We start from the raw sequence: 20,017 nt of genomic DNA on the forward strand, positions 1-20,017 counted from the left end.
AGCTTAGCCTACGTCGCCAGCCCCCTGCCGCCGAGATGTTCCGACCACCATGCCGCTGATCGCCCTCGGGCTCAATCACCTCACCGCGCCGGTCAGCCTGCGCGAGCAGGTAGCGTTCGATGCGGACGCCGCCGGCGATGCCCTGCACGAACTGGCGCGCGAGCCCGGCGTGGAGGAGGCGATGATCCTGTCCACCTGCAATCGCACCGAGCTGTATGTTGGCGTCGCGGCAGGCGCGGAGGACATCCCGCAGGCATGGCTGAATCGTCATCACCATCTGACCCCCGGCAAGCTGGATGAGTTCCTGTACCGGCACGACGAGGACGACGCGGTGCGCCACATGTTCCGCGTCGCCACCGGGCTGGATTCAATGGTGCTCGGCGAGCCGCAGATCCTCGGCCAGGTGAAGGACGCCTACCAGCTCGCGCGCGAGGCGCAGTCGCTGAAGGCGCCGATGGACCGCCTGCTGCAGCACACCTTCGCGGTGGCCAAGCGGGTGCGCACGGACACCCGCATCGGTGCGCACACGGTGTCGGTCGCGTTCACCGCGGTGCGCCTGGCCGAGCAGGTGTTCACCGACCTGAAGCACGCCTGCGTGCTGCTGATCGGCGCTGGCGACACCATCGAACTTGCCGCGCGGCACCTGGCCGAGAAGCAGGTGCGCCGCCTGATCGTCGCCAACCGCACGCCGGAGACCGCGCAGGAACTGGCCGGCCGCCACGGCGGCTACGCGATCGCGCTGGCCGACCTGCCGCAGCACCTGGCCGAAGCCGACATCGTGATCTCCTCCACCGCCGCGCGGCAGCCGATCGTGACCCGCGCGATGGTCGAGCAGGCGATGGCCGCGCGCAAACGCAAGCCGATGTTCATGGTCGACATCGCGGTGCCGCGCGACATCGAGGCCGGCGTGGGCGAGTTGCCCGACGTCTACCTCTACGGCATCGACGACCTGCGCCAGGTGATCGACGACAACCTGCGCTCGCGCGCCGCCGCCGCGCACGAGGCCGAGGCGATCATCGACCTGCAGGTGGAACGTTACATGGGCTGGCGCCGCGCGCTGACCCTGAAGAACCCTGCGCTGGACATGCGCCAGCATGCCGAGGTCTACCGCGACGAGGTGCTGGGCAAGGCCCGCGCGATGCTGGCCCACGGCAAGTCGCCGGACGAGGCGCTGGCCTTCCTCGCCAACACGCTGACCAACAAGCTGCTGCACCACCCCAGCGCGCGCCTGCGCGAGGCGGCGCTGAGCGGCGACCTCGACCTGCTGCACGCGGCGGGCCGGCTGTACGGGCTGGACGACGAACAGGCCGGGACGCGGGACGAATAGCGAGGGCGGCTTGCTGCCGCCTGCCGCGCACGTCCGCAACGATGGAGCCGCGCCCGCTTCATCACCCGCCCTCTTCCATCGCCCTGCAGCCCATGACCCCATCGATCCGCCGCAAGCTCGAAGCACTGGCCGAGCGCCATGAGGAAATCGGCCTGCTGCTGTCGCAGCCCGAGGTGCTCGCCGACAACACGCGCTTCCGCGAGCTGTCGCAGGAGTACGCCCAGCTCGAACCGGTCGCCGCCTCGCTGCGCGAGCACGACCAGGCCGAGCGCGAGCTGACGGAAACCCGCGCGATGCTGGACGACCCCGAGCTGCGCGAAATGGCCGGCGACGACGTGCGCCGGCTGGAGCAACGCCTGCTCGACCTGGACGGCGAACTGCAGCTCCTGCTGCTGCCGAAGGACCCGCGCGACGAAGCCAACCTGTACCTCGAAGTGCGCGCCGGCACCGGTGGCGACGAGGCGGCGATCTTCGCCGGCGACCTGCTGCGCATGTACCTGCGCTACGCCGAAAGCCGCCGCTGGCACGTCGAGATCCTCAGCGAGCACGCCGGCGAGCACGGCGGCTACAAGGAGGTCGTGGCGCGCGTCGAGGGCAAGGGCGCGTACTCGCGGCTGAAGTTCGAATCCGGCACGCACCGCGTGCAGCGCGTGCCGGAAACCGAGTCGCAGGGGCGCATCCACACCTCGGCCGCGACCGTGGCGATCCTGCCCGAGCTGGACGAGATCGACGAGATCGAGATCAACCCGGCCGACCTCAAGGTCGATACCTTCCGCGCCTCCGGCGCCGGCGGCCAGCACGTCAACAAGACCGACTCGGCGATCCGCATCACCCACCTGCCCACCGGCACCGTGGTGGAGTGCCAGGACGAACGCAGCCAGCACAAGAACCGCGCCCGCGCGATGAGCCTGCTCAAGGCGCGCCTGCTCGACGAGGCGCAGGGCAAGCAGAGCGCGGCGCAGGCGCAGGAACGCCGCCTGCAGGTCGGCTCCGGCGACCGCAGCCAGCGCATCCGCACCTACAACTACCCGCAGGGCCGGATCACCGACCACCGCATCAACCTCACCCTGTACCGCCTGCCCGAGATCATGCAGGGCGACCTGGGCGAACTGATCGACACGCTGACCCGCGAGCACCAGGCCGACCAGTTGCAGGCACTTGGCGGCGCCTGAACCTTGGCGTCACGGCGTGCTGGATTACCCTGCAGTCACCCCTTGCCCCCGTCGTCATTCCGGCGAAGGCCGGAATGACGAGGTTGAGAAGTTTCGAGGCTGAATACCCATGAGCAAGCACTACCGCAAGGCGATCGAGGCACTGCAGCTCGACCTGGTACGGCTGCAACACGGCCTGCGCAGCAGCGGCAAGCGCCTGCTGGTGATCTTCGAAGGCCGCGACGCCGCCGGCAAGGGCGGCACCATCAAGGCCATCACCGAGAGCCTGGATACCCGCGGCTACCGCATCGCGGCCCTGCCGAAACCGAGCGACACCGAAGCCAGCCAGTGGTACTTCCAGCGCTACGTCGCCCACCTGCCCAGCGCCGGCGAGTTCGTGCTGTTCGACCGCAGCTGGTACAACCGCGCGGTGGTGGAACCCGCGATGGGGTTCTGCAGCAGCACGCAATACGAGGCCTTCCTCGACGCCGTGCCGGCATTCGAGAAGCTGCTCACCGACGACGGCATCATCCTCATCAAGTACTGGCTGGCGGTGGACCAGGCCGAGCAGGAAAAGCGCTTCGCCGAGCGCGCCGACGACCCGCTGAAACGCTGGAAGCTGTCGCCGGTGGACCTGGTCGCGCGCCAGAAGTACGCCGAGATGGGCCGGCTGCGCGACGTGATGATCGAGCGCACGCAGCGCGACCACGCGCCCTGGTTCGTGGTCGATTTCAACGACCAGAAGCGCGGCCGGATCAACCTGATCCGGCACCTGCTGCAGCAGGTGCCGCTGCATGAGGAAGCCGTGCCCGCGGTGAAGTTGCCGAAGCTCAAGGGCAAGCCGAAGACCGAGCACGTCACCGACCAGGCGGCGTGGGTGCCCGATACGTTCTAGCCGGTGTGGAAGCCGTGCAGATCCTGCTCCGGCAGGTCCTCGCGGTTGACCGCCTCGACCCGCGCTGCCGGAGGCCCCTGCCGCAGCCAGCATTCCAGCGCGTCAAGCGCCGCGGCCGAGCCGCTGGCCAGCACCTCCACGCTGCCGTCGGCACGGTTCTTCGCGTGTCCGGCCACCCCGTGCGCCAGCGCCTGCTCGCGGGTGCTGGCGCGATAGAACACGCCCTGCACCCGGCCGCTGACGATGAAGCGCGCGGTGGGCATCACTTGCCCCCGATGATCGCCTCCAGCGACGCCTCGGTCACCGGTCCCACGATGTGTTTCGCCACCTTGCCGTCGGGGCCGATCAGGTAGGTGGTGGGCAACCCGCGCGGCTCGTCGAAATCCTTCGGCGGCTGGTCCAGGGTGACCTGGGCGATCGGGTACGCCACCGGGTGCTTGGCCAGGAACGCCTTGATGTCGGCCGGCTCGCTGTCCTCGTAGGCCAGCCCGATCGCGGTGACGTTCTTGTGCGCGGCGACGAAACGCGAGATGTCCGGCATCTCCTTGATGCACGGCACGCACCAGGTCGCCCAGTAGTTGACGATCACCCACTTGCCGCGCTGCGCGGCCAGGTCGAAGGTCTTGCCGTCCAGCGTGGTGACGTGCAGGGTCGGCTGCGCCGGCATCGCCGCCTGTGCGGGCGCGGCAAACGCGAGCGCCGCGGCCAGGACGGCCGCCGGGCGGGACAGGAAAGAGAGCAAGCTCATGCGGGAAGTTCCTCGGTGTCAGCCGCCGGGTTGGCGGCAGGGGGATAGATCTGGTCGAGCCGGGCGCCCAGCTTCGCCTGCAGCGCGGCGGCCAGTTCGGCCAGCATCGCCAGCAGTTCCGGCGGCAGCGCGATGCCCAGCGCCTGCGCCTCTTCCATCGGCTGCAGCGGCAGGCGGTAATCGGTATGCCGGTACACGCGCAGCAGGTCGGTGCTGTCCAGGCTGCGGCACAGCAGCCAGCCGCCGGCTTCGCCGCGCTGGATCAGGTCGGCCTGCTGCAGGTCGTCGAAGTAGGCGGCGATCAGCGCGCTGCGCAGGTACGGCTCGCGCACGCGCAGGTCGGCCGGGTCCACGCAGTCGCCGCTGCGCTGCGCCTCGACGAAGTGCCGCAGCACCACCAGCAGTCCGAGGAACTCGGCGCCTTCGGGCAGCGTCTGCATCGGCGCGTGGTACTCGAACGCGGACGCCGACGCGGCGATCGACGCGGCCAGGATCACGATCACCCACGACAGGTAGATCCACAGCAGGAAGATCGGGATCGCCGCCAGCACGCCGTAGATCTGCTGGTAGGTCTGCGCCTGCTGCACGAACTGGCCGAAACCCCAGCGCGCGATCTCGAACAGCACCGCGCCGAGCAGCGCGCCGATCGCCGCGTCGCGGCGCGACACCTTGCAGTTCGGGATCACCGAATACATCAGCCACAGCGTGAAGAACGTCACCACGAACGGCAACGTGCTCAACAGGCCTTGCGCGAGGCCGCTGAGCTGGTCGGCGGCGCTGTGCAGCAGCGGCGCCGCGGTCACGTAGGAGGTCACCGCGATGCCGCCGACCACCAGGATCGGCCCCAGCGTCAGCGCCGCCCAGTACAGCAGCAGGCGCGAGCCCCAGCTGCGCGGCTGGTGCACGCGCCAGATCCGGTTCAGCCGGTCCTCGATGCTGATCATCATCGACAGCGCGCTGAACAGCATCACCAGGATGCTGATGCCGGTGAGCTTGCTGGCGTTCGCCGCGAAGCCCAGCATGGTCGCCTGCACCGCCTCGCCGGTCGACGGCACGAAATTGTTGAACACGAAGTCGATCAGCGTGTCGCGCGCCGGCTGGAACACCGGAAACGCCGAGAACATCGCGAACATCGCCACCGTCAGCGGCACCAACGAGACCAGGGTGGTGTACGACAACGCACCCGCCGTCTCGAAGCACTTGTCGTCGACGAAGCGCTGCCAGATGAAGCGGCTGAAGCTCTTCGTGCGCTCGCGGTTGAAACGCCGGATCATCGCTGTCCTTTCGCTGGCGGCCGGGCGGACCGCCAACATCGTGGGTACCGGCCGGTACACTAGCGTATTGGCTGTGAATGCCTCAAACGCGCGAGTCGATGCCGCATGAATCACGAGATCCTGGTCCTGTACTACAGCCGCAGCGGCCACACCGCCCAGCTGGCGCGCCTGATCGCCCGCGGCATCGAGGAAGTGCCCAGCATGCGCGCGCGCATGCGCCAGGTGCCGCCGGTGGCGCCGGTGACCGAGATCGCGCAACCGCCGGAACCCGAGGACGGCGCGCCGTACGCCACCAAGCAGGACCTGCTCGACTGCATCGGGCTCGCCATGGGCAGCCCCACCCGCTTCGGCAACATGGCCGCGCCGCTGAAACATTTCCTCGACACCACCGGCGCCGAGTGGGCCAGCGGCGCGCTGGTCGGCAAGCCCGCCGTACTGTTCACCTCCACCAGCACCATGCACGGCGGCCAGGAATCCACCCTGCTGTCGATGGCGCTGCCGCTGCTGCACCACGGCATGCTGCTGCTCGGCGTGCCGTACACCGAGCCGGCGCTCACCGCCACGCAAAGCGGCGGCACCCCTTACGGCGCCAGCCACGTCGCTGGCGCCAAGGGCGACAACCCGATCAGCGAACACGAACGCGAACTGGCCCGCGCGCTGGGCCGCCGCCTCGCCGACGTCGCCCGCCGCCTGGCGGCCACGCCATGACCACCGCCACGCGCGCCCCCATCCTGCCGGTCTACCGCGCCGGCCTGATCGCCTGGGCCTTGCTCGTCGTGTTGCAGCTCGTCTGGCACGCCTGGCTGGTGCCGCCGCAGCACATGCCGATGCCCCTGCTGCTGGCGATCACCGTCGTCCCGCTGCTGCTGCCCCTGTTCGCCCTCCGCGACGTGCGCCGCGCCCTGCTCTGGGTCGGCATCCTCAGCCTGTTCTACTTCTGCCACGGCGTGGCTGAAGCATGGAGTTCGGCGGGCGAGCGCTGGCTGGCGATCACGGAAGTCGTGCTGACCGTGTTGCTGATCGCGGCGCTGGGCGCCGGGGTGAAGCGCAAACCGCGCGGCGGAGATGCAGCCTGAAGCTTGAAAACTGAACCTGGCCCCTTTGTCGGCACGGAACTGTTAGGTGCGCTGCTGCCTAAGCATCGACACCACCGTTTCTACGATCCGATCTCTTGATAGTTCGTAGGTGCCGGTGTGGGTTCCACCCGGCACCACAATGATGCGCAGTTTTCCAAGGCCGGGAGCGTTCTGTAACTCTCCTAGCGGTGTTTCAGTATCCGCTGTGCCTTGAAAGCACACGACGGGCGTAGAGGGGGTGGCCAAAAGGGCTTGGGCAAGGGAGAACTCTTGCCGGAGTAGCGACGACACTGGGAGGGCCATCCATGGCAGCGAATACCAGTGCGATGAAAGACGTATCCGAACGGCAGACGACAAAGAGGGTGCGGCTCCCTCGAGAATCAATCCGGCGGGCCGATGATTTGGCGCGCTGTAGGCAGCCACCATGGCGCCGAGGGAGCGGCCGTACAGGACGACTGAATGCTCCGGGCACACCGCACCTGCCGCCGAGACTGCTTCTGTGGCAAGAGCTTGCATATGGGTGAGGCTGGCGATTCCCGATGCACCGTCCTGTCCGGGGTAGGCAACTGCCAGCACCTCGATGCCACGAGCCGCCAACGCCGGAAAAAGATCGCGCTGATAGGCTGGCAGGTTGCCATGTTGTCCCGGAAAGAACAGCACGCAGCCAAGCCGTGGTACGCCATAGTGACGAACAAAAAGCTCGCCGCTGTGACCGAGAGGCTGGAGCTCTGGTGTAGACGGCGAAACTGGCGCACTCGTATGCGGCAGGAGCACCGACTCCAGGCGGAAGCGCAGCACGTAGGCTCCGATGGCGAAATACACCGCGGCCAGTCCGATCGCGATGCCAAAAAAAAACCAACGTGCCTTCATGTCGCTGAGCGCACCTAACGCCTGAGGGGAAAACGAACAAGAAAAACGGTGTCGGGGACAATTTGGATGCCCACGAGCCACGCATTCGACGAGAAATATAAAAGGCGGCACAGCCTCATCTCAACTGACGACGTGATCTCAAAAAATGTCCCTGACACCTTTTCTGCACGCACCCATCCTGCCCGTCTATCGCGCCGGCCTGATCGCCTGGGCCTTGCTCGTCGTGCTGCAACTCGTCTGGCACGCCTGGCTGGTGCCGCCGCAGCACATGCCGATGGCCCTGCTGCTGGCGATCACCGTCGTCCCCCTGCTGCTGCCCCTGTTCGCCCTCCGCGACGTGCGCCGCGCCCTGCTCTGGGTCGGCATCCTCAGCTGTTCTACTTCAGCCATGGCGTGGCTGAAGCATGGAGTTCGGCGGGCGAGCGCTGGCTGGCGGTGGCGGAGATCGTGCTGACGGTGTTGCTGATTGGGGCGCTGGGTGCGGGGGTAAAGCGCAAACCGCGCAGCAGAGAGGCAATCTGAAGCTTGCCCAAATGAACTTGGCCCCTTTGTCGTTTGCTAACAACTGAATTAAACCAAGCCACAAAGTGGCTTCGGCCTTAATCAATCGTCAGCTCTTATCGAAGATATAGCTTTGAACAAGTGATCTTGAAAGACCGTCAAGCCCAGGAAATAGCGACTCCTCGGTTAGGCCCATCAGAGCCAATTCCTTTCTTAGCTGCACATGTAGTTTTTTTGGAATGATGATCTTAATGACATTAAAGTTTTGATAGCACAAGTCACCGCGTTCGCGTGAACAAAGTTCAGCCAAATCGACTATGGAAGGATTGCTAAGCGCGTCCGATATGCCGGGGAAACTCGCCCTGAGGTTATCCATAAAGCTAAAGGGCTCGCTCACGCAGCCGAGATATCCCGCGCCCAGAAAAAGACTACGCTGAGTTGATGCGCGATCGAACAGGGACTGAGACTCGAGAGGAACTAGATGAGTTAGATTGCTATCTTTGGAGTGGCTGTTCGCTCTAGCTACTGACTTGTTAAAAACATCAATGTGATGGGCATTTATAACGTCTTTTAGGTCATGACCCTTCCTGTAGGGCAATTTTGCAAATTCACATAAGTTATCCCGTAGGCGTGGCCTATTTATCGCCCAAATTGCGGAATCGTTGATTGCATTGAGTGCTGAGAAATAGGCAGCGACGTAAATTGACTTTGTAAAATCGAGTAGACGGGTCGCCCCGCCATGATGTTGCATTAGCGCTAGCCACTCGAATGTGTTGGCTGATCGAGGTGGTGTTGACGAGTGAAGATAGAACTTGTTTTTGAACTCATCGAGCATCCAGTGCTCAGTGTTTTCAAGACTGTAGATCGTTTGGCCTGATCTAATATACGCACGCTCCAAGGACGTTAGCAGATCCCAGGAGGCGTCTGCTTGACCGCGAAATACAAACAGACCCAAATGTTCTGAGAGATCAAGCAAGTCTTTAATATCGCTTATGGCAGTGGCTGCGAAATGCTGCATATGAGAGTTAACACCAAGTAAATTTCAAAAACGCAGTCTAATCCTGCAGCCTAGCCGGTGCCACCACTCAGACACCGTAACGATAATCAAGATGAATCAACGGCTTGATCATCTTGCTGCAGCCTGGTCCCGCACAACCAGCAGCATTTCCACGCGCATGATCACGGCGCGCACGGGACGCTCCCGCCTCACCCAAACACCACCATGCTCTGCCGGCTCAACGCCACCGCATCCCCACCCGGTCCCCACAGCATCACGCTCTGGTTGGTATAGCCATCGCGGGCGGCGATGAGTTCGGCATCCACGCGCCAGTCGTCCATACCGAGGTCGTCGTAGCGGTCGCGCAGCAGTTCGAGCATCCAGGTGAGCGAGCTGCCGGGGGTGGGAGTGGCGAACATCGACAGGGCGATCGGCGGGATGAAGTCGGCGAAAGCGAGGACGTGGGTTTCGTCGACCGGGCCTTCGTCGCGCAATGAAAGTTGCAGCACGCTTTCGCGCTGGTGGCTGCCGCTGAACGGCAGGCCGCCGCGCAGCCAGCGGGCGCGGAAGTGCTGGGTGAAGGCGGGCATGCTGCCTTCGACGTAGTGCAGCTCCGGCGCGGCTGCATTTTCCACCGGCGATTGCACGGGCTGGAAATCCAGTACCGACGGCCGCGCGCTGCCGAACACGCCGAGCAGCCGGCACAGGATCTGCTCGCCGTCGACCAGGCTAGCCTCGACCTGGATCGCGCTGCGGCCTGCGCGCAGGCGCTGCGCACGGATGTCCACCGTGCCTGCCGGCACCGGCGCCACGAAGGTGGTCTGCAGGCTGCGCAAGGGCATGTCCGCCGGCACCAGTTCGCGCATGGCGCGCAGCGCCAGCGCCGCCTGCAGGCCGCCGAAGGCGCTGCGCCCCTGCAGCCAGTCCTCGCTCACCGTGGCCTGCCAGCCGTCGCCGTGGTGGGTGAGGCTCTGCATCGCTTCGGAAAATCGCATGGGTCGCGCCTGCGCCGGGGAAGGGCTTTCGATGATGCCAGCGCCACGCGCCGAATGCCCGCATGCCTATACTCGACACCTCGACTCTGGACGGAGCGCGCCATGGCCTTCCTGCAGGATCCGCCGCAACTTCCCCATCCGTATCGCAGCGACCGCGTTCTGCTGGCCCTGCTCGATCGCGCGCTGCCCGCCGAGCGCCGCGCCGCGCTGGACGCCGACCTGGACGCGCTGGGCGATTATGCGCAGATGGCGTGGCAGCGCGCATGCGCCACCACGCAGCGCAAGCCGGTGCTGACGTCGTGGGATGCGTGGGGACGCCGCATCGATCGCATCGAGCTGACGCCGGCGTGGCAGGAAGGCGCGGCGGTGACGACGCGGCACGCCGTGCTCGCCGCCGGCCACGCGGACGGCGAGCATGCGCGGCTGGAAGAGTTTGCCCGCGTCTACCTGTATCACCTCGCCAGCGAGTTCTACACCTGCCCGCTGGCGATGACCGACGGCGCCGCCACCGCGATCAAGGCGTCCGGCAACCGCGAGCTGATCGAACGGGTGCTGCCGCGTTTCCTCAGTCGCGATGCGGCCACGTTCTGGCTCAGCGGGCAATGGATGACCGAGAACGTCGGCGGTTCTGATGTCGGCCACACCGAAACCATCGCGCGGCAGGATGCGAACGGCCGGTGGCGTCTGTACGGGCGCAAGTGGTTCAGCTCGGCGGTGGTTGGCGAGGCGGCGCTGGCGCTGGCGCGGCCCGAAGGCGCGACTGCTGCGGGCACCACGTCGCTGGCGCTGTTCTACGTCGAGACGATGGACGGCGCGCGGCGCAAGCCGGAACTGGTGATCGACCGCTTGAAGGACAAGCTCGGCACGCAGGAGCTGCCCACCGCGGAGATCCACCTGGACGGCCTGCCCGCGTGGCCGCTGGGCGAACTGGCCCACGGCGTACGCCAGGTAGCGCCGATGCTCAACATCACCCGCAGCTGGAACGCGATCTGCGCGGTGGCCAGCATGGCCCGCGCGATCGCCCTGGCGCGCGACTTCGCCGAGCGTCGCCGCGCGTTTGGCCGTCCGTTGGTTGAGCAGCCGCTGCACGCGGAGACGCTGGCCGACATGCAGGCGGAGTTCGAGGCCGCGTTCGCGCTGGCGTTCGAGGTCGCCCATCTGCTCGGCCGCGTCGAACACGGCGCGGCGGCACCGCACGAGGCGGCGCTGCTGCGTCTGCTCACGCCGCTGGCCAAGCTGTGGACCGGCAAGCTGGCGGTGCAGATGTGCTCGGAAGCGCTGGAGTGCTTCGGCGGCGCCGGCTACATCGAGGACACCGGCCTGCCGCAGTTGCTGCGCGACGCGCAGGTGTACGCGATCTGGGAAGGCACCACCAACGTGCTGTCGCTGGACAGCCTGCGCGCGCTGGCCGGCGACGGCCTCGGCGCGTTGCGCACGGCTTGCGCCGGCTGGCTGGACGGCAACGACGACATGCACGCGGCCAGCGCGATCCGGCAGGCGCTGGACGCTGCGGCGCGCTGGCTCGACCAGCATGCGGCCGCGCGCGACACGCTGGAAGCCGGTGCACGCGGCCTCGCCTTCACCCTGGCGCGCTGCGCCGCGGCGGCGTTGCTGGCACGCCAGGCGAGCTGGTCAAGCCACCGCGGCGACCAGCGACCGGCCGCGGCTACGCGCCGCTTCATCAGCCTCGGCCTCGACCGGCTGGTTGCGCCGGACGCGGACAACACCGCCCTGCTGCTGGGCTGATGCGTACCCGCCGGACGGACACGCTCCAGCTGTGGACTCGCCTCCACGGTCAACCGCTGCGGTCGACCGGGATACCCGCTCCGGTCGCGATCATCGTAACCTTGCACATGGCCTCGTCCTCCGCGCTTGCCGCGGAAGCCATCTCGCCAGAGCTGGCGCTTCGACGCCCGAAGGCGCGAGGTCAGTCCAGCTGATGACGAGGCCGAACCCACCCAGGCTGCCAAGCCAACCGCTCCACAGGATTGATGTGCACCACGACAAGGCTGGATTCATGCGACAGATCGGTTTCGCGTTTTTATTCATCACCCTGTGGCTGACAACCTCCCTGGCCCACGCCAGCGTCGCCAATGCGCCCGGCGCCAACCTCGAAGTGTCGCTGGTCACCTACGGCCCGGGCGAAACCTACTGGGAGCGCTTCGGCCACGACGCGATCGAACTGCGCGACACGGTTTCGGGCGAGGCCGTCAACTTCAACTACGGCGTGTTCGATTTCAACGAGAAGAACTTCCTGCTGAACTTCGCCCGCGGCCGCATGCACTACCTGATGGACGCGGCGCCGAGCGACCAGGACGAGCGCTACTACGTCGAGGCCGGCCGCTCGATCACCCGCCAGCGGCTGGTGATGACGGCCGAACAGGCAACCGCGCTGCGCGACTTCCTGTTGTGGAACCTGCGCCCGGAAAATGCCGGCTACGCCTACGACTACTATGTCGACAACTGCACCACCCGCGTGCGCGACGCGCTGGACAAGGCGCTCGGCGGCGTGCTGGCAGCCCGTCTGAAGGCGCGCCCCGGCGGCATGACCTACCGCCAGCAGACCGTGCGGCTGATGAGCGCGCAGCCGTGGCTGATGCTGCTGCTCGACCTGGGCCTGGGGCCGTATGCCGACCAGCCGTTGAACGCCTGGCAGGAAAGCTTCCTGCCTGAAGTGCTGCAGGCGCAGCTGCGCGAGGTGCGTGTCGACGACGGCCACGGCAACCTGCAGCCGCTGGTGCAGGACGAGCAACTCACCTCGCCGAACCGGCTCGACGTGCCGCCACCGACCGCGCCCGACCTGCGCCTGCCGCTGGCCCTGGCCGGCCTGCTGCTGGCTGCGCTGCTCGTGCTCGCCCGCCGCTGGTGGCCGACCGGCTACGCCCTGCTCGGTACTGTCTACCTGCTGGCAGCCGGTCTGGTCGGCCTGCTGTTGCTGACGCTGTGGACGCTGACCACCCACCACTCGGCCTGGGCCAACGCGAACCTGTTGCTGTTCAACCCGCTGGCCTTCGCGCTGCTGCCGACGCTATGGCGCTCGCGCCGCGGCCTCGCCGCCTCGCGCTTCATTGACGGTGTGATCGCGCTGCAGCTGCTCGCCTGCATGGCTGCCGTGCTGCTGCACCTGCTGCCCGGCACCGTGCAGCAGAACCAGCCGTGGCTGCTGTTCGCCCTGCCGTGCTGGCTGGTGCTGGCGTGGAGCCTGCGCCGCCACCGCCGGTAATCCAATTGCCCCGCCATCGGGCGCGGGGCATGATGCGGGCATGAATCCGATCACGCCGCCGAATGCACCGTCGACCAGCAGCCAGCCCATGGTGGTCAACTGCATCGCCTACCGCAAGGACGGCAGCCGCATCGGCGACGTTACCCTCGACGCAATCAGCGACGTGCTGGCCGAACCGGATACCTTCGTCTGGGTCGGCCTGTACGAGCCGGACGAGGCGCTGCTGGAAAAGATCCAGGACGAATTCGGCCTGCACGACCTGGCGATCGAGGACGCGCACGCCGCGCACCAGCGCACCAAGCTGGAAACCTACGGCGACTCGCTGTTCCTGGTGGTGCAGACCGCGCAGCTGATCAACGGCGAACTGGCGTTCGGCGAAACGCACATCTTCTTCGGCCCGCGCTACCTGGTCACCGTGCGCCACGGCGCCTCGCAGTCCTACGCGCCGGCACGGCGCACCTGCGAACACGCGCCGGAACTGCTGGCGAACGGCCCCAGTTACGGGCTGTACGGCGTGCTCGACTTCATCGTCGACAACCTGCTGCCGATCGTGCGCGACTTCCGCGAGGAAGTGCAGCAGCTCGAGCACGACATCTTCGGCGAGACGTTCAAGAGCAGCACGATACGCCGCCTGTACGACATGCAGCGCGACCTGATGACGCTGCGCCTGGCGGTGGCGCCGCTGCAGGACATCATCAACCAGCTGATCCGGCTGCACCCGAACCTGATCCCCGAGGTGCTGCACGCGTACTTCCGCGACGTCTACGACCACGCCTTCCGCGTCAATGAGGCGATCGGCGCGATGCGCGAGATGCTCACCGCCGCGATCAACGTCAACCTGTCGCTGGTCAGCCTGCGCCAGAACGAGGTGATGAAAAAGCTCGCCGGCTGGGCCGCCATGCTCGCCGCGCCGACCCTGCTGACCAGCTGGTACGGCATGAACTTCACCCACATGCCCGAGCTCAGCCGCCCCTGGGCCTACCCCGCCATCATTGTGGTGGTGGCCGGCGTGGTCAGCGGCATCTACCTGGGGCTCAAGCGCGCAAAGTGGCTGTAGCGCGCCGGACGGTTGTCGCTGCACCATGGACCGTTCAAGATGCCGACTGACCCTGGCTCCGCACGCGATGACCCATGAACGACTCCACCAGCCACATCCCCGCCGATGCCGACGCTCCGGTGGAAACCCTGCATGAAGGCCGCTGGCTGAGCCTGCGCAAGCGCGGTCGCTGGGAGTACGCCGAGCGCAACAACCCCGGCGGCGCGGTGATCATCCTGGCGGTGACGCCCGCGGACAAGGTGCTGTTCGTCGAGCAGTACCGCGTGTCGATCCTGCAGAACACCATCGAGATGCCGGCCGGCCTGGTCGGCGACCTGGCCGGCCAGGCCGACGAAACCGCCCAGCTGGCGGCCCGGCGCGAACTGGAGGAAGAAACCGGCTGGCGCTGCCAGCGGGTGGAGTTCATCCATCGCGGACCGTCCTCATCCGGCATGAGCACCGAGATGATCACCTTCGTACGCGCATGGGATCTGCAAAAGGTCGGCCCCGGCGGCGGCGACGACACCGAGAACATCGTGGTGCACGAGGTGCCGCGCCGCGAAGCAGGCGCCTGGCTGTTCGCGCGCGCCGCCGAAGGCTACTCGATCGACCCGAAACTGTTCGCCGGGCTGTGGTTCATCGAACACGCCGGCGGCTGAGCGCGCGGCAGGGTTCCGGGCCCAGCCTGCCGTACCGCGGCAGCGGGCTGCTCACCAAGTGCGCACGTCGACCACGCTGACCGTGTAGCTGTCTATTTCCGACTGGTAGCGGAACATGCGGCCCAGGTCGAAGTGCACGGTATCGCCCGGAGCGATGTTGGCGGTACCAGCCGGCCAGCCCTGCTTGCTCTGCAGCACCTTGCCGCCGGCGTCCTTCACCTCGATGCGGATCTGTGCCGCCGAGGCCGCCGCGCAGTTGTTGACCAGCTCGCCACGCAGGCTCATGCGGGCGACCGTTCCCGTGTTGTTGATTGCGGGCTTGAAATCCTTGATGGCGAAGTCCTTCGGATTGCAGTCGGCCTGGGCGGCCAGCGGGGCGAACAGGAGTACGGCGGAAATGATCAGCGTCTTCATGAGGTTTGGGCCATCCCGAGGCATGCCTTCGATGCGGGCATGGAAAATCATCGGCATGCCTGTGGAATTCTTTAGTCGGTCGCACCCGGCGCGACGGCCGCAGAGAGCCAGCCACCCGTAGTTAAAGTTCTTCGCACTGGCGTCGATAGAGGGTGGTCCCGTCCCCCGCATTGCGGTCCCCCACTGTTCGATGGAGTTTCCCCATGAAGGCTCTCGTTGTTTCCGCCGTGTTGCTGTTCGCTCCGCTGGCCGCCCAGGCTGCCTGCGCGCCTGGCGATTTCGCGGTCAAGGATTTCAAGCCCGGCGTCGCGGCGTCGCGCCTCAGCCTGCGCGGCGAGCTGGTCAACAACTGCGCGGCGGCCTCGGCCGCGCAGGTCCGCATCGAGGTGAAGGACGCCGCCGGCAAGGTGCTGCAGAGCAAGCAGGGCTGGCCGGCTGGCACCGCCAACATCGCTCCGGGCGACACCGTGCACTTCGACCTGGGCCGCATGTTCCGCTACCAGTCGGAAATAGACAGCTACACGGTCAGCGTGGTCGACGTGCGCACCTGGTGAGGCATCCGGCAGCGTGATACGACGAAGGCTCCGCAAGGAGCCTTCGTCGTATCTGGCGCCACGGCTCGCATGTCCGCGCCGGCAGGCAGTCAGTGCAGCACGAACAGCTTGTCGAAACCGGCCACGCGCAACGTACCGCGCAGCTCGCCGGAGGCATTGACGATACGGATGTCGGAGCGGTCGGTGCCGGCGTGCTCACGCAGCAGCAGCAGCATGCCGAGCGCCGAGCTGTCCATCCCGGTGACCTCGCCCAGGTCGATCACGTAGCTGCGCGCAGGCTTGCCGCTGCCCAGGCAGGCATCGTGGAAATCGCGGTGGATGCTGAAGTCGAAGCGTTCGCCCAGTTGCAGGGTGAGGCAATCCAGTTCGCTGTCGTGGTGGACGATCATGGGGCAATCCTCAGAAAAGTTCGATTTCGCCGGCGTCCATCGAGCTCTGCAGCGCCGGGCCGCGCGACCGCAGGCGTGCCTTCTCGCGCTGGATCGCCAGCCGGCTGCGCACCCGCTGGGCGTGCGCCGCCAGCGTGTCGGCGTCGACCGGGCCACAGGCCAGCTCCTCGATGTCGCGCGTGCATTCGCCCACGACCTCCTGCAGCTCGACCAGCCGGGTACGGGTCTGCCGTAGCAGCTGGCCGAGAATGTCCTCGAACTGCAGCGAACGGATGGTGGTGGAGACGTCGCTGCCGAGGCCGCGATTGATCTCGACCGCCTGGTCGGCCACCACGCTGGTGCGCGCATCGGTCTCGGTGACGTGGGCCGTCATCGCGTCGATGCCGCCCTTGGCCGACAGCGCCACGTTGAGATCCTGCGAGGCCATCGCGCCGATCAGTCCGCGCAGCTGCTCCATCGCGGCGCGAGCACGCTCGACGTGGCCCCCGATCTGCTCGTTGAGCTGGTTGGAGTTGCTGGCCAGGTTGCGGATCTCACCGGCCACCACCGCGAAGCCGCGGCCGGACTCGCCCGCGCGCGCCGCCTCGATCGCGGCGTTCAGCGCCAGCAGGTTGGTTTCCTCGGCGATGGTGTTGACGTTCCTGAGCAGGCCGAACACCGCGTCCATTTCCTTCGCCATGCCGTCGATGCGGTAGACGATGCGCAGGCTCTCGCGCGACATCTGCACGATCATGCCGACAAAGTGCTCCAGCAGGTCGCCGGTGCGCGCGGCGAAATCCTGCACCGACACGCCACCGTCCTGCACCTCGATGATCTGCTTGAGCAGCGACTGCTGCAGCGCGGTCTTGCTGGACAGGCCGTCAAAGCCGCCGCCCAGCTCGGACACCGCGTCGCGCAGCAGGTCCAGGCCCTGGTGCAGCTCGCGGGTGGCATGGCCGAGCTCGTCGACCAGCGCGCCGCGCACATCCTCCAGCGCCTCGCGCACCGGTTCGGCGCGGGCGCCGGCAAGGGCCTGCGCGGCTGGCGTCGCGGCGGGTCGTTCCAGCATGGCCCAGGTCGCGGTCAGGGCAACCACCAGCAGTGGCGCCAGCCAGGCCGGGTGCCAGGCCAGCGCCAGCAGCAGGGCGACGGCACTGGCGACCCAGCCGGCCGGTTGGCGTCGGAACCACAGAGCGGGAGTGAATGACATGATCCTGTATCCGCGAGTCAGGCGCTGGCAGCGCCGGTATGGGGGTGACGGGCCAGCGCCAGCAGGCGCGCCGCCATGTGTTCGATCGACTGCATTTCGCCCGCGGCGTCGAGCTTCCAGGCGGCGCCGGGCATGCCCCACACCACCGAACTGGCCTCGTCCTGTACCACCGTGGCAGCGCCAGCCTGGCGCAGTTCAAGCAGGCCGCGCGCGCCATCGCCGCCCATGCCGGTAAGCAGCGTGGCGATGGTGGCGGCGCCGGCGCTGGCCGCCAGCGAGCGGAACAGCACGTCGACGCTGGGGCGGTGCCGGTTCACCGGCGGACCGTCGTGCAGGCGGCACACGTATTTGGCGCCATCCCACATCACCAGCAGGTGGTGGCTGCCGGGCGCGATGTAGGCATGGCCGGACTGGATCGGCTGGCCGTCCTGCGCCTCGCACACGCGCATCGCCGAGCAGCGATCCATACGCGCGGCGAACGGGCCGCTGAAGGCGGCAGGAATGTGCTGGGTCACCAGGATCGGTGGCGCGTCCGGCGGCATTGCCTCCAGTACCACGCGCACCGCCTCGGTGCCGCCGGTGGAGGCGCCGATCGCGATGATCGGGCTGCCGCCGCGCGTACCTGCGGTCTGCGCGCGCGGCAGCACCGCATCGGCCGACAGCCGCGGCGCCACGTCCAGTTTGCGCACCGTGGTGCGCGCGCGCGGCTTCGCCAGCGCCGCCTGCTTGACCTTGGCGCAGATCTCCAGCGTGTGTTCGCCGAAACTGCTGGCCAAGTCGCTGCTCGGCTTGGCCAGGAAATCCACCGCGCCCAGTTCCAGCGCGCGCAGCGTCACTTCGGCACCCTGGGTGGTCAGCGACGACACCATCACCACCGGCATCGGCCGCAGCCGCATCAGGTTTTCCAGGAAGGTCAGCCCGTCCATGCGCGGCATCTCGACGTCCAGGGTCAGCACGTCGGGGTTGAGCTGCTTGATCTTCTCGCGGGCGATCAGCGGGTCCGCCGCCGTGCCGACGACCTCGATGTCCGGATCGCAGGCAAGCATGGTCGACATCAGCTTGCGCACCAATGCGGAATCGTCGACTACCAGAACACGCACTCTATCCATTGCCCACCTTGCCATGCAGCCACGGCCCCGTCGCCCGCGACGGTGGCCCGATCGATTGCCACGCCGGAACCACGGCGCTAGAACAGCTCGACCTCACCCTTTATCGGATCGTTTGCCAAACGCTTGAGGTAGCCGCGCTCGTCGGCCACCAGCGCCACGTCGTCGCTGCGGCGTAGCTGGCGCACGCGGACCCGGCCGCTGTGCGGAAAGAACTGCACCTGGCGCGGGTAGACGTCGCCCAGGTCCTCGGCCGCCAACTGCAATCGCTCGGCCTCGATGTAGCGATGCACGAAGTCGATGTTGCGTTGGCCCACGTCGCTCAGCTGGGCCAGCACGCGGCCACCGCCGAATACCTTGACGCGCAGGTTCGCGCGCTGGCCGCCGGCCTTCAGGATCGCGTTGATCAGCTGCTCCATCGCGTCGCTGCCGTAGCGCGCGGCGCGCCCGATGGCCGGCGACCAGCTGTCGCGCTCGCCCATCGGCTCGGGCAGCATGAAGTGGTTCATGCCGCCAACGCCGCGTTCGGCGTCGTGGATGCAGGCCGACACGCACGAACCGAGCACGGTGCTGACCAGCTCGTCGCTGCCGCTCACGTAGAACTCGCCCGGCAGCACCCGCACCACCATGCGACCCTGGGCCGGGTCCCAGAACCGGCGCAGGTGCTCGAAGCCGGGCATGGCCTCGGGCAGCGTGGTGCTGCGACGCTCGGCCGTCACTACCGGCATCATCCGAGCTTCCGGTAGACGGTGCGGCCGATCAGCTCGAAATCGTCGTTGATGCCGTGCAGCGACTCGGAGTGGCCGAGGAACAGGTGGCCGCCGGCCGGCAGCAGCGCGGCGTAGCGGCGGAACAGCCGCTGCTTGGTCGGCTGGTCGAAGTAGATCACCACGTTGCGGCAGAAGATCGCGTCGAACGGACCGCGCATGGGCCACTCGTGCAGCAGGTTCAGCGGCTGCACGGTCACCAGCTCGCGCAGGCGCGGATGCACGCAGGCGTAGCCCGCGTACTCGCCGTCGCCGCGCAACAGCCAGCGGCGCCGGCGTTCCTCGCTGATGCCCTCAAGCTTGTCCAGCGGATACACACCGTTGCGCGCGGTTTCCAGCGCCTGCGGCGACAGGTCGGTGGCGAGGATCTTCGCGTCGATGCCGGTGGCGCCGTGCTTCTCCAGCGCCTCGGCCAGCACCATCGCCAGCGCGTACGGCTCCTCGCCGGTGGAACAGCCGGCCGACCAGATCCGCAGACGGTCGCCGCCGCGGCGCTTCTGCTGCAGCCACTGCGGCAGCAGCTCGTCGACCAGCAGGTCGTAATGGTGCGACTCGCGGAAGAACGAAGTGACGTTGGTGCTGATCGCGCTGGCGAGGTTGTCCAGCTCGCTCTGCGGGTCGCGCCGCAACAGCTCGCAGTAGGCGCCGAAGTGGCGCAGGCGCAGCGCGCGCAGCCGTCGCGCCAGGCGCCCCTGCACCAGCTGGCGCTTGTGTTCGCCCAGCGCGATGCCGCAATGCTCGTAAACGAAGTCGCGCAGGAAGCGGAACTCGGCATCGCCAAGAGTGGCCCCGCCACCGTCCGCCGGCACGGCATCGCCTTGAACCATGCCGGCCGCGGTGCTCACG

Annotated in this window: 22 protein-coding genes and 1 pseudogene; 11 read left to right on the plus strand and 12 right to left on the minus strand. The window is 67.2% G+C overall.

The window, feature by feature from the left end; all coding sequences use genetic code 11:
• Nucleotides 1–49 precede the first annotated feature (49 nt).
• From hemA to ppk2, 3 genes are all read left to right on the plus strand, one after another.
• Complete coding sequence (gene hemA, locus QQA13_RS11470) at nucleotides 50–1,327, plus strand: glutamyl-tRNA reductase (RefSeq protein ID WP_108470683.1); 1,278 nt, start codon at nucleotides 50–52, stop codon at nucleotides 1,325–1,327.
• A 92-nt stretch (nucleotides 1,328–1,419) separates the two neighbouring features.
• Nucleotides 1,420–2,499 (plus strand): peptide chain release factor 1, encoded by a 1,080-nt coding sequence (gene prfA, locus QQA13_RS11475; protein WP_108470684.1) that lies wholly within the window; start codon nucleotides 1,420–1,422, stop codon nucleotides 2,497–2,499.
• A 109-nt stretch (nucleotides 2,500–2,608) separates the two neighbouring features.
• A complete protein-coding gene (gene ppk2 / locus QQA13_RS11480) occupies nucleotides 2,609–3,373 on the plus strand; it encodes a polyphosphate kinase 2 (RefSeq protein ID WP_108470685.1) in 765 nt (254 codons plus the stop codon).
• Here ppk2 and QQA13_RS11485 read toward each other — a convergent pair.
• From QQA13_RS11485 to QQA13_RS11495, 3 genes are read right to left on the minus strand one after another with little or no spacing between them, the layout of a single operon-like run.
• Nucleotides 3,370–3,636, minus strand: a complete 267-nt coding sequence (locus QQA13_RS11485; protein ID WP_108470686.1) for an acylphosphatase — start codon at nucleotides 3,634–3,636, stop codon at nucleotides 3,370–3,372. The genes ppk2 and QQA13_RS11485 overlap by 4 nt on opposite strands.
• Nucleotides 3,636–4,121 (minus strand): TlpA family protein disulfide reductase, encoded by a 486-nt coding sequence (locus QQA13_RS11490; RefSeq protein ID WP_108470687.1) that lies wholly within the window; start codon nucleotides 4,119–4,121, stop codon nucleotides 3,636–3,638. Before QQA13_RS11490 ends, QQA13_RS11485 begins: the two co-directional genes overlap by 1 nt.
• Complete coding sequence (locus QQA13_RS11495; RefSeq protein WP_108470688.1) at nucleotides 4,118–5,395, minus strand: YihY family inner membrane protein; 1,278 nt, start codon at nucleotides 5,393–5,395, stop codon at nucleotides 4,118–4,120. Before QQA13_RS11495 ends, QQA13_RS11490 begins: the two co-directional genes overlap by 4 nt.
• A 105-nt stretch (nucleotides 5,396–5,500) precedes the next feature.
• Between QQA13_RS11495 and wrbA the strand changes: the two genes are divergently transcribed.
• Nucleotides 5,501–6,103, plus strand: coding sequence for an NAD(P)H:quinone oxidoreductase (gene wrbA / locus QQA13_RS11500; RefSeq protein ID WP_108470689.1), 603 nt, complete (start codon nucleotides 5,501–5,503; stop codon nucleotides 6,101–6,103).
• Nucleotides 6,100–6,471, plus strand: a complete 372-nt coding sequence (locus tag QQA13_RS11505) for a DUF2069 domain-containing protein (protein ID WP_108470690.1) — start codon at nucleotides 6,100–6,102, stop codon at nucleotides 6,469–6,471. The genes wrbA and QQA13_RS11505 overlap by 4 nt, the downstream gene beginning before the upstream one ends.
• Before the next feature lie 42 nt (nucleotides 6,472–6,513).
• Here QQA13_RS11505 and QQA13_RS11510 read toward each other — a convergent pair whose 3' ends face one another.
• Nucleotides 6,514–7,341 (minus strand): alpha/beta hydrolase, encoded by an 828-nt coding sequence (locus tag QQA13_RS11510; protein WP_108470691.1) that lies wholly within the window; start codon nucleotides 7,339–7,341, stop codon nucleotides 6,514–6,516.
• 145 nt (nucleotides 7,342–7,486) lie between these two features.
• Between QQA13_RS11510 and QQA13_RS11515 the strand changes: the two are divergent.
• Nucleotides 7,487–7,863: pseudogene (locus QQA13_RS11515) on the plus strand (DUF2069 domain-containing protein).
• A gap of 88 nt (nucleotides 7,864–7,951) precedes the next feature.
• On the opposite strand, the gene QQA13_RS11520 reads toward QQA13_RS11515, so the two are convergent.
• Together QQA13_RS11520 and QQA13_RS11525 are read right to left on the minus strand one after the other, a co-directional pair.
• Nucleotides 7,952–8,860: an FRG domain-containing protein gene (locus QQA13_RS11520; protein ID WP_108470692.1), complete on the minus strand. Its 909-nt coding sequence runs from the start codon at nucleotides 8,858–8,860 to the stop codon at nucleotides 7,952–7,954.
• A gap of 188 nt (nucleotides 8,861–9,048) precedes the next feature.
• Nucleotides 9,049–9,834, minus strand: a complete 786-nt coding sequence (locus QQA13_RS11525) for an acyl-CoA thioesterase (RefSeq protein WP_108470693.1) — start codon at nucleotides 9,832–9,834, stop codon at nucleotides 9,049–9,051.
• A gap of 102 nt (nucleotides 9,835–9,936) precedes the next feature.
• On the opposite strand from QQA13_RS11525, the gene QQA13_RS11530 reads away from it, so the two are divergent.
• From QQA13_RS11530 to QQA13_RS11545, 4 genes are all read left to right on the plus strand, one after another.
• A complete protein-coding gene (locus QQA13_RS11530; RefSeq protein ID WP_108470694.1) occupies nucleotides 9,937–11,580 on the plus strand; it encodes an acyl-CoA dehydrogenase family protein in 1,644 nt (547 codons plus the stop codon).
• Between the two features lie 271 nt (nucleotides 11,581–11,851).
• Nucleotides 11,852–13,057 (plus strand): DUF4105 domain-containing protein, encoded by a 1,206-nt coding sequence (locus QQA13_RS11535; protein WP_108470695.1) that lies wholly within the window; start codon nucleotides 11,852–11,854, stop codon nucleotides 13,055–13,057.
• A gap of 40 nt (nucleotides 13,058–13,097) precedes the next feature.
• Nucleotides 13,098–14,114, plus strand: a complete 1,017-nt coding sequence (locus QQA13_RS11540) for a magnesium and cobalt transport protein CorA (RefSeq protein ID WP_108470696.1) — start codon at nucleotides 13,098–13,100, stop codon at nucleotides 14,112–14,114.
• 74 nt (nucleotides 14,115–14,188) lie between these two features.
• Nucleotides 14,189–14,752, plus strand: a complete 564-nt coding sequence (locus QQA13_RS11545) for an NUDIX hydrolase (protein WP_108470697.1) — start codon at nucleotides 14,189–14,191, stop codon at nucleotides 14,750–14,752.
• Between the two features lie 51 nt (nucleotides 14,753–14,803).
• Here QQA13_RS11545 and QQA13_RS11550 read toward each other — a convergent pair whose 3' ends face one another.
• The gene (locus tag QQA13_RS11550) at nucleotides 14,804–15,166 is read right to left on the minus strand and encodes a hypothetical protein (RefSeq protein WP_108470698.1); all 363 of its coding nucleotides are present in this window, start codon (nucleotides 15,164–15,166) and stop codon (nucleotides 14,804–14,806) included.
• Nucleotides 15,167–15,369: 203 nt separating this feature from the next.
• On the opposite strand from QQA13_RS11550, the gene QQA13_RS11555 reads away from it, so the two are divergent.
• Nucleotides 15,370–15,720, plus strand: a complete 351-nt coding sequence (locus QQA13_RS11555; RefSeq protein WP_108470699.1) for a hypothetical protein — start codon at nucleotides 15,370–15,372, stop codon at nucleotides 15,718–15,720.
• Between the two features lie 89 nt (nucleotides 15,721–15,809).
• On the opposite strand, the gene QQA13_RS11560 is transcribed toward QQA13_RS11555, so the two are convergent.
• The 5 genes from QQA13_RS11560 to QQA13_RS11580 all read right to left on the minus strand — a co-directional run bounded on the left by QQA13_RS11560 (nucleotide 15,810) and on the right by QQA13_RS11580 (nucleotide 20,016).
• A complete protein-coding gene (locus QQA13_RS11560) occupies nucleotides 15,810–16,109 on the minus strand; it encodes an STAS domain-containing protein (RefSeq protein ID WP_108470700.1) in 300 nt (99 codons plus the stop codon).
• Between the two features lie 10 nt (nucleotides 16,110–16,119).
• Nucleotides 16,120–17,298, minus strand: a complete 1,179-nt coding sequence (locus QQA13_RS11565) for a methyl-accepting chemotaxis protein (RefSeq protein ID WP_108470701.1) — start codon at nucleotides 17,296–17,298, stop codon at nucleotides 16,120–16,122.
• Between the two features lie 17 nt (nucleotides 17,299–17,315).
• On the minus strand, nucleotides 17,316–18,407 hold the full coding sequence (locus QQA13_RS11570; RefSeq protein ID WP_108470702.1) for a protein-glutamate methylesterase/protein-glutamine glutaminase: 1,092 nt from the start codon (nucleotides 18,405–18,407) through the stop codon (nucleotides 17,316–17,318).
• A 77-nt stretch (nucleotides 18,408–18,484) separates the two neighbouring features.
• Complete coding sequence (gene cheD / locus QQA13_RS11575) at nucleotides 18,485–19,135, minus strand: chemoreceptor glutamine deamidase CheD (protein WP_108470703.1); 651 nt, start codon at nucleotides 19,133–19,135, stop codon at nucleotides 18,485–18,487.
• Nucleotides 19,132–20,016 (minus strand): CheR family methyltransferase, encoded by an 885-nt coding sequence (locus QQA13_RS11580; RefSeq protein WP_108470704.1) that lies wholly within the window; start codon nucleotides 20,014–20,016, stop codon nucleotides 19,132–19,134. Before QQA13_RS11580 ends, cheD begins: the two co-directional genes overlap by 4 nt.
• Nucleotide 20,017: the final 1 nt, after the last annotated feature.

Source organism: Rhodanobacter thiooxydans, from assembly GCF_030291135.1.
GTDB classification, from domain to species: domain Bacteria; phylum Pseudomonadota; class Gammaproteobacteria; order Xanthomonadales; family Rhodanobacteraceae; genus Rhodanobacter; species Rhodanobacter thiooxydans_A.